Origin of the sequence: Burkholderia puraquae (assembly GCF_002099195.1) — a bacterium.
GTDB lineage: Bacteria > Pseudomonadota > Gammaproteobacteria > Burkholderiales > Burkholderiaceae > Burkholderia > Burkholderia puraquae.
The window spans coordinates 68188-75906 of the sequence record NZ_NBYX01000031.1; the positions used below are offsets into that span (position 1 = coordinate 68188).

Genomic DNA, 7719 nt, shown 5'->3' on the forward strand with positions numbered 1-7719 from the left:
GCGCCGCGCGGCATCACACGCCGCGCAGCAGCGGCGGCAGCGACGTCGCGATCAGCCCGATGCCGATCGCCATCAGCACGCCGAACGCGAGCCGGCGCAACGCGACCGGCGACAGCGGCGGCGGGTAGTGGCGCGCGGCGACCGTCGTCAGCATCACGACCGGTGTCGCGATCGCGGCCAGCAACCAGATGTCGCGATCGAGCTGGCCTTCGCATGCGCTGTACAGCACGCGCGTGGCCGAGGTCGTCGTGAACAGCACGATCAGCGCGCAGCGGATCTGCACGAGCGTCAGCGGCTGCCGGTAGAACTGGAAGATCAGCGGCGGGCCCGATACACCGAACATCCCGCTCAGCAACCCGCCGAACAAGCCGCTGACGAAGAAGCTGCGGTTGTCCGAACGCTCCGTGAGCGGCGTCGGCCGCAGCGCCGCGCTCAGGCCGCCGTACAGCACGACCGCGCCGAGGATCAGTTGCAGCAGGTCGGCCGCCGAGCGGCTCAGGCATTCGAGCAGCAGCACGCCCGCGACGACCGACGGCAGGATGCCGAGCGTCGCCGCGCCCACCGCGCGCCAGTCGATATGATGCAGCCGGCCGGGCAGCGCGGTCGCGCCGTTCGCGAGCGACACGACGCTCATCAGCGTGGCGACGGTGGCGAGCGGCGCGAGCCCGAAGCCGCTCGTCGCGCCCATCACGATCATCCCGAGCCCGAAGCCGGTAACGGTCTGGAAATAGCTGCCGGCGCCGATCACCGCGATCAGGATCGCCAGTTTGTCGGCTGTCATGCGTGTGCGGCCTCGCCGGTCGCGGCACGCTGCGCGGCCGCCTGCGCCTGCACGGTGGTCGCCGCGATCACGTGATACACGTCGTCGGCGCTGCAGCCGCGCGACAGGTCGTTCGCGGGGCGGCGCAGCCCCTGCAGCAGCGGGCCGACGGCCTTCGCGCGGCCGATCCGCTCGGCGAGCTTGTAGCCGATGTTGCCGGCTTCGAGGCTCGGGAACACGAGCACGTTCGCGTGTCCGCCCACCTGCGAATGCGCGATCTTGCGCTCGGCGATTTCCGCGACGATCGCCGCGTCGAGCTGCACGTCGCCGTCGATCGCGAGGGCGGGCCGCCGTTCGCGCACCTGCGCGGTCGCCGCCGTCACCTTGTCGACGGCTGCGTGATGCGCGCTGCCGCTCGTCGAGAACGACAGCATCGCGACACGCGGTTCCTCGCCGAGCAGCGTATGCGCGCTGTCGGCGGCGGCCATCGCGATTTCGGCGAGCTGATTCGCATCCGGATCGACGACCAGCGCGCAGTCGGAGAAGATCAGTCCGCCCTTGATCGTGTGGAACGGCTCGCACAGCATCATCAGGAAGAAGCTCGACACGATCCGGAACGCCGGATCGACGCCGATCAGCTGGATCGCCGCACGCACGACGTCGGCCGTCGCATGCACGGCGCCCGCGACCGAGCCGTCCGCATCGCCGAGCCGCACCATCAGGTTCGCATGGCAGAGCGGGTCGAGCACCGCGTCGCGCGCGGCGTCGGCCGTCATGCCTTTGCTCTTGCGCAGCGCATGCAGCGCGTCGGCATAGGCATCGCGTTGCGCGGCGGTGGCCGGATCGACGAGCGTCATGCCGTCGAGATCGATTGCGTCGCGCGCAGCCGCAGCATGGATCGCCGCGCGGTTGCCGACGAGCACGATGCGGGCGATGCCGTCGCGCGTCGCGCGTGCGGCGGCGTGCAGCACGCGCGGATCGTCGGCTTCGCACAGCGCGATGCGCATCGGCTGGCGGCGCGCGGAGTCGAGAATGCGGTCGAGGGCTTTCATCGTTCGCTCGGGTCAGGAAGAAAACGGCCGGATGCGGCGGCCCGCACGGGGCACGACGTCCAGCCGGAGGGCCGGCCGCGCGAGCGGGGCGCGCGACCGGCAACGGGGTGCGTCAGCGACGCGGCATCACACGTAGTCCTTGTACTTGTCGAGCATGCGAACCGGCTTCGACAGCGCGTCTCGACGGAACGGATCGCCGAGCTCGCGCGTGCACATGATCTCGATGATCGTCGTCTTGCCTTCGTTCATCTGCATGTCGATTGCGCGCTTGAGCGCCGGGCCCACCTCTTCGAGGCGGTCGACCGTGATCCCTTCGGCGCCCATCGCACGCGCGATCGCCGCGAAGCTCTGGTTGTCGAGTTCACCCGCGACGAAGCGGCGGTTGTAGAAGTCGACCTGGTTCTTCTTCTCCGCGCCCCACTGGCGGTTGTGGAACACGACGGCCGTCACCGGGATGTTGTGACGCACGCAGGTCATCGTTTCCATCAGGCTCATGCCCCACGCGCCGTCGCCCGCATACGACACGGCCGGGCGGTGCGGTGCCGCGACCTTCGCGCCGATGATCGTCGGGAACGCATAGCCGCAGTTGCCCCAGCTCATCGCCGCGAAGAAGCTGCGCGGCTTGTTGAAGCGCAGGTAGCTGTTCGCGACCGAGTTGATGTTGCCGATGTCGGTCGACACCATCACGTCCTCGGGCATCGCCTTCTCGAGCTCGCGCAGCACCTGGCGCGGATGCAGGTACTGGCCGCCGCTGAACGGCTTCTCGTGCTTCTGCTCTTCGATCATGTCGAGGCTGTATGCGTCGCGCTCGTGCGTCCAGTCGTCGAGTTCCTTTTCCCACGCGGCCTTCTCGGTCGCGATCTGGTCGGCGCGCTCGCCGCGCGAGCCGTCGCACGCGAGCGTGCGGCCTTCGAGGCGTTGCGTGAGCGCGATGGCGGCGGCCTTCGCGTCGCCGCAGATGCCGACCGAGATCTTCTTCACGAGGCCGAGCATCTTGTGGTCCGCGTCGATCTGGATGATCTTCGCGTCCTTCGGCCAGTAGTCCATCCCGTGCTGCGGCAGCGTGCCGAACGGCCCGAGGCGCGAGCCGAGCGCGATCACGACGTCCGCGCGCGACAGCAGTTTCATCGCGGCCTTCGAGCCCTGGTAGCCGAGCGGGCCGCACCAGAGTGGATGGTTCGCCGGGAACGAGTCGTTGTGCAGGTAGCTGTTGACGACCGGTGCGCCGAGCCGTTCGGCGAGCGCCTTGCATTCTTCGATCGCGTCGGCCATCACGACGCCGCCGCCCGAGATGATCACCGGGAATTTCGCCTGCGCGATCAGGGTGGCTGCGTCGTCCAGGCTCTGTTCGCCGCCGGCGCCGCGATCGAGCCGGCGCGGTTGCGGAATCTCGACCTTGACCTTGCCGTAGAAGTAGTCACGCGGGATGTTCAATTGCGTCGGGCCCATCTCGGCCTGTGCGCGGTCGAAGCAGCGCGCGGTGAATTCTGCCATCCGCGCCGGGTGCGTGACGTGGCCCTGGTACTTCGTGAATTCCTGGAACATCGGCAGCTGGTTCGCTTCCTGGAAGCCGCCGAGGCCGATCCCCATCGTGCCGGCTTCCGGCGTGACGATCACGACCGGGCTGTGCGCCCAGTACGCGGCCGCGATCGCCGTCACGCAGTTGCTGATGCCGGGGCCGTTCTGGCCGATCACGACGCCGTGGCGGCCCGACACGCGCGCATAGCCGTCGGCCATGTGGCCCGCGCCCTGTTCGTGCACGACCGGGATCAGCCGGATGCCGGCCGGCGCGAAGATGTCCATCGCATCCATGAACGCGGAGCCCATGATGCCGAACATGTCGGTCACGCCGTTGGCCGCAAGGGTCTCGACGAAGGCTTCGGACGGCGTCATGTCCTGCGGACCGCTGGCCGATGCACGCAGGGAAGTGGATTGTTCGCTCATGGGTTGTCTCCGATTGTTCAATTAACGGAACGTCTTGTTCCAGATGCTATTTGCCGGGGAAGGCGGGTCAAGTCATTCCGCCCGCTGTCGGGGAATGTGGAATGAAATGAAATGATTCGTTTCAAAATGCGCGTGGGGCGCGGTGGCCCGATTGGGGGCACACGGCGCGCTCAGGCCGGCTGCTTTGGCCGTTCCTTGCGGAATGCGCGCTTGACGGCGATCAGTCCGTCGCGGAATTCGAACAGGTCGCAGCCTTCGGCCTCGATGCGCCAGCCTTCCGCGTGCGTGCCCGTGAACACCCACTCGGAGACGCCGCGCTCGCCGGCGACGTAATGGCGGCCGTGGCCCCAGTGCGCGTCGGGGAAGGTCTTGAACACGGCTTCGAACGCGGCGCGTACCGCGTCGCGGCCGACGAAGCGCGTGCCGTGGAGGTCGGGGCCGCCGGCCGCGTCGAATATGCAGTCCTCGGTCATGAAGCCCATCAACGCATTGGCGTCGTGCCGGTTGAAGGCGTCGGAAAACGCCGCGAGCGTGGCGGCCGTGACGGGGGCGGTGAGCGTGTCTGCCATAACGTGTCTCCTGTCGAATGGTGGGCGGTGCGCAAGGCGCTGGCGCGCATGCGGCACGCGGTATCGACACGTTAGTGAGCGCTCGTTTTTGGCGGTAGCGCCAGTCGGGAGGTTTCGCTTGGGCCAGAGCCTAGTGCTTATCGCAGGGCGGCTGAGGATGGTCAGCTTCACGCTTTTTTATTATTTGTGGACTGCGTACGCCGATTCACAGGTATCGGTCATCATTCACGAGGCAAGCCATTTCTTGGACACGATGGCAGCAACCGACGAGCAGTACTACATCACACCGTTCCTTCCAGTATGGGGGCGATCGCATCCGGATTTGGCGATCGACAATGCCGAAAGCATCGCGGGGTACGTCGTAGATGGCGACTAACTTCCTGGCTGCTGCCGTGCTCGCGATGATCTTTGCACCGACAGCGCGGGCATGCGAAGGGCCGCAAAACCTTCCCGGTCGATATATCGACGTTCACTTTGAAAGCGATTCAAGCGAGATTCCCAGGACCGAGCTGGCACGGTTGTCAGTATGGTCGAGTGATATACGCAATCGCTTTCCGATTATCGACGTTGTCTGGCTTGTCGGGCTTTCAGAATCGACGGAACAGAACGCGCAGCAACTGGCGTACCGACGCGCTGAAAACGTCATGAATGCGCTCGATCAGTTCACGATCAAAGGGACCCGGAGTGCTTTTATCGGTCGAGTCTACCCGCCGGTTCCCGGGATCGATCAGAGCGGGCGGCGCGTGGAGGTCAATGTGGGGCCGGGATGCCCGGACCATGGTTGCCCAAACCTGAGCAATACTCCCGCAGGGCGTTGACGTCACCTATCATCCTGATGAGGCCCGCGATACCGCGGGCCTTTTTCATTTGTCGGGCTTCTGCACCCGCACACACTGCGCCAACGCCCGCACCCCCGGCTCGATCCGCTCAAGCGGAATCGCGGAAAACCCCATCCGGAAGCAGCGTCGCGCATCGCCTGCATCATTCATGAAGAACACGCCGCCAGGCTCGATCAGGATCCCGGCCGCCTGGGCATCCACCGCGAGCCGCGCCGCATCGAGCCACGGCGGCCCCTCGACCCAGCACGACGCGCCGCCCGTCACCTGCACATATCGCGCTTCCGGCAAATGCGCGTCGAGCGCCGCCATCAGTGCCTGCGAGCGTTCGCTGTACGCATGCGCGAGCCGGCGCAGCAACGCGTCGTGATGGCCGAGCGCGAGAAAGGTCGCGAATGCGCGCTGGATATATGCGACCGGGTGGCGCACCATCAGCCGTCGCAGCGCGCGCAATTCGCGGATCAGTTCGCGCGGCCCGACCACGTAGCCGAGCCGCAGCCCCGGTGCGAACGTCTTCGACAGGCTGCCGACGTAGATCACGCGGTCGGCCGTGTCGAGGCTCTTCAATGCCGGATGCGGCGTGCCGGAAAACGTGTTCTCGCTCTCGTAGTCGTCCTCGATGATCACGAAGTCATGCTGCTGCGCGCAATCGAGCAGCGCGCGGCGGCGTTCGACCGGCATCGTCGCGGTGGTCGGGCACTGGTGGCTCGGCGTCACGTACACGTAGTCGCAGCGCGACAGCGTGTCGCCGAGCGCGTCGGGCGCGATCCCGTGTCCGTCGACAGGTAGCGGCAGCAGCCGCGCGTTGCGGTTCTCGAAGATGTTGCGAGCGTCCGGATAGCCGGGGTTCTCGAAGCCGACCGTCGTGTGCTTGCCGCACAGCAGGTCCGCGATCAGGTACAGCGCCTGCTGGCAGCCGTTCGTGACGACGATCTCGTCGGGCATCGCGAACACGCCGCGCCGCGGCAGCACGCGCGTGCGGATCTGCTGGATCAGCGATTCGTCGTCGCGTTCGATCAGGTCGGGCGCCCAGTTGCGGATCTCCATCACCGACAGCGCCTTCAGGCAGCATTCGCGCCAGTCGTTGGTCGGAAACAGCGACTGGTCGAATTGCCCGTAGATGAACGGAAATTCGTAGTGCTGCCAGTTCGCGGGCTTCACGATGTTGCGCTGCCTCGACGGCGGATGCGCGATGCGCTTCTCCCAGGCGGGGCGGCCCGGCGTATCGCCGCCGCCGGGCTGCGCATCGGGCTTGGCCGCCGCGAAGCCGGGCAGGCCCTCGAGCATCTTCGGGTTCACGAAGTGCCCGCTGCGTTCGCGCGAGATCAGGTAGCCCTCTTCGACGAGCATCTGGTACGCGAGCACGACGGTGTTGCGCGCGACGCCGAGCTGGTCGGCGAGCTCGCGGCTCGACGGCAGCGCGGCATCGGGTGCGAGTTGGCCGTCGAGGATCGCGGCCACGAGCATCCGCCGGATCTGGTCCTGCAGGCTCGACGCCGACGACCGCCGGAACTGCTGGGCCCATAAGGCGGTCGGGGTACGACTCGGCATGTTTCCTCCTGTGATCGGTGCGGGAAACGCGAGGCGGTGCGCGTGGTGTGCGCGCGGCCTGCGAGGGGCGCGGTTTCGCGAGAATACGCGCGTCGCGCCGCGGATGTGGACTCAATGAAATGTGCCGTCTGGCACTACTGCGCGCCGACGTGGCAAGACGATACTCAAACCGTCGCGCCCGCACGATCCGGATAACTCCCCGGTACGCGGGCAAAGGAGGGCGTGCGCGCATCGTGTTCGCCTGTAGCGTGATGCAACGGAGAGGGACGCCATGCACGTCGTCGTGTTCAGGGATCGCTGCGAGCGCGTGATCCGCATCGAGTTCGACGACGCACGTGCGACGGCGGTCGCCTATCGCGACGACGAGGCGATCGGAGCACTCTGCATCGACGACGGTGGCGGTGCCGCGCGATCGCCGTCGCTCACGCGGCTGTACGTCGAACCTGCCTACCGGCGCAGCGGCATCGCGCATACGCTGCTGGCGTGCGCGTCGCGCGAATTCGGGCGGCCGATCCGCATCGACGCCGGCGCGCGCGAATGGCCCGATACGCCGGCATGGGCGACGCTGTGCCGCTGCCTCGAATACGAGGGGCTGGTTGTCGTTCGCTAGCGCGCGCTGCAGTCGCTGCGGTAACCGAAAGCGTGGCCACGATCACGCTGCACCAAGATGGAGACGACATGAGCACGGTCCTGAAGCCGATTCCCGCATCCGGCGTGCGGCACGAAGCGTTGCGCATCGACGGGCAGCGCGTGTGGCGCGACGCCGTGATCGACGTGCGCAACCCGTACGACGGTTCGCTGGTCGGCACCGTGCCGAAGGCGACGCTGGACGACGTGCGCTGCGCGTTCGCGGCCGCGCGTGCCTACCGGCCGACGCTCACGCGTCACGATCGCGCGGCGATCCTGCGTCGCGCGGCCGACATCGTGCGCTCGCGCACCGCCGAGATTGCAGCGCTGATCACGGCCGAGGCCGGCCTGTGCCTCAAGGATTCGACGTACGAGGCGGG

At 67.2% G+C, this 7719-nt stretch carries 9 protein-coding genes; 4 read left to right on the forward strand and 5 right to left on the reverse strand.

Annotated elements, in window-relative coordinates; all coding sequences use genetic code 11:
• Window positions 1-13: 13 nt before the first annotated feature.
• The 4 genes from B7G54_RS34620 to B7G54_RS34635 all read right to left on the reverse strand — a co-directional run bounded on the left by B7G54_RS34620 (window position 14) and on the right by B7G54_RS34635 (window position 4325).
• Entirely contained in the window at window positions 14-781 is a 768-nt protein-coding gene (locus B7G54_RS34620; RefSeq protein ID WP_085043199.1) for a sulfite exporter TauE/SafE family protein, read from the reverse strand.
• Complete coding sequence (gene pta / locus B7G54_RS34625) at window positions 778-1812, reverse strand: phosphate acetyltransferase (protein ID WP_085043200.1); 1035 nt, start codon at window positions 1810-1812, stop codon at window positions 778-780. Before pta ends, B7G54_RS34620 begins: the two co-directional genes overlap by 4 nt.
• A gap of 126 nt (window positions 1813-1938) precedes the next feature.
• Window positions 1939-3756 (reverse strand): sulfoacetaldehyde acetyltransferase, encoded by a 1818-nt coding sequence (gene xsc, locus B7G54_RS34630; protein ID WP_085043201.1) that lies wholly within the window; start codon window positions 3754-3756, stop codon window positions 1939-1941.
• A gap of 170 nt (window positions 3757-3926) precedes the next feature.
• Entirely contained in the window at window positions 3927-4325 is a 399-nt protein-coding gene (locus B7G54_RS34635; protein ID WP_085043202.1) for a nuclear transport factor 2 family protein, read from the reverse strand.
• Window positions 4326-4443: 118 nt separating this feature from the next.
• Between B7G54_RS34635 and B7G54_RS39895 the strand changes: the two genes are divergently transcribed.
• Both B7G54_RS39895 and B7G54_RS34645 read left to right on the forward strand, forming a co-directional pair.
• Window positions 4444-4701, forward strand: coding sequence for a M35 family metalloendopeptidase (locus B7G54_RS39895; protein ID WP_244289469.1), 258 nt, complete (start codon window positions 4444-4446; stop codon window positions 4699-4701).
• Entirely contained in the window at window positions 4691-5143 is a 453-nt protein-coding gene (locus B7G54_RS34645; protein ID WP_085043203.1) for an OmpA family protein, read from the forward strand. Before B7G54_RS39895 ends, B7G54_RS34645 begins: the two co-directional genes overlap by 11 nt.
• A gap of 45 nt (window positions 5144-5188) precedes the next feature.
• Here B7G54_RS34645 and pdxR read toward each other — a convergent pair whose 3' ends face one another.
• Window positions 5189-6712: a MocR-like pyridoxine biosynthesis transcription factor PdxR gene (gene pdxR, locus B7G54_RS34650; protein ID WP_085043204.1), complete on the reverse strand. Its 1524-nt coding sequence runs from the start codon at window positions 6710-6712 to the stop codon at window positions 5189-5191.
• Window positions 6713-6983: 271 nt separating this feature from the next.
• Here pdxR and B7G54_RS34655 point away from each other — a divergent pair, with 271 nt between their 5' ends.
• Together B7G54_RS34655 and B7G54_RS34660 are read left to right on the forward strand one after the other, a co-directional pair.
• Window positions 6984-7322, forward strand: a complete 339-nt coding sequence (locus tag B7G54_RS34655; protein WP_085043205.1) for a GNAT family N-acetyltransferase — start codon at window positions 6984-6986, stop codon at window positions 7320-7322.
• Between the two features lie 68 nt (window positions 7323-7390).
• Window positions 7391-7719: aldehyde dehydrogenase family protein (locus B7G54_RS34660; protein WP_133059247.1), on the forward strand; the 329-nt coding region annotated here is incomplete at its 3' end.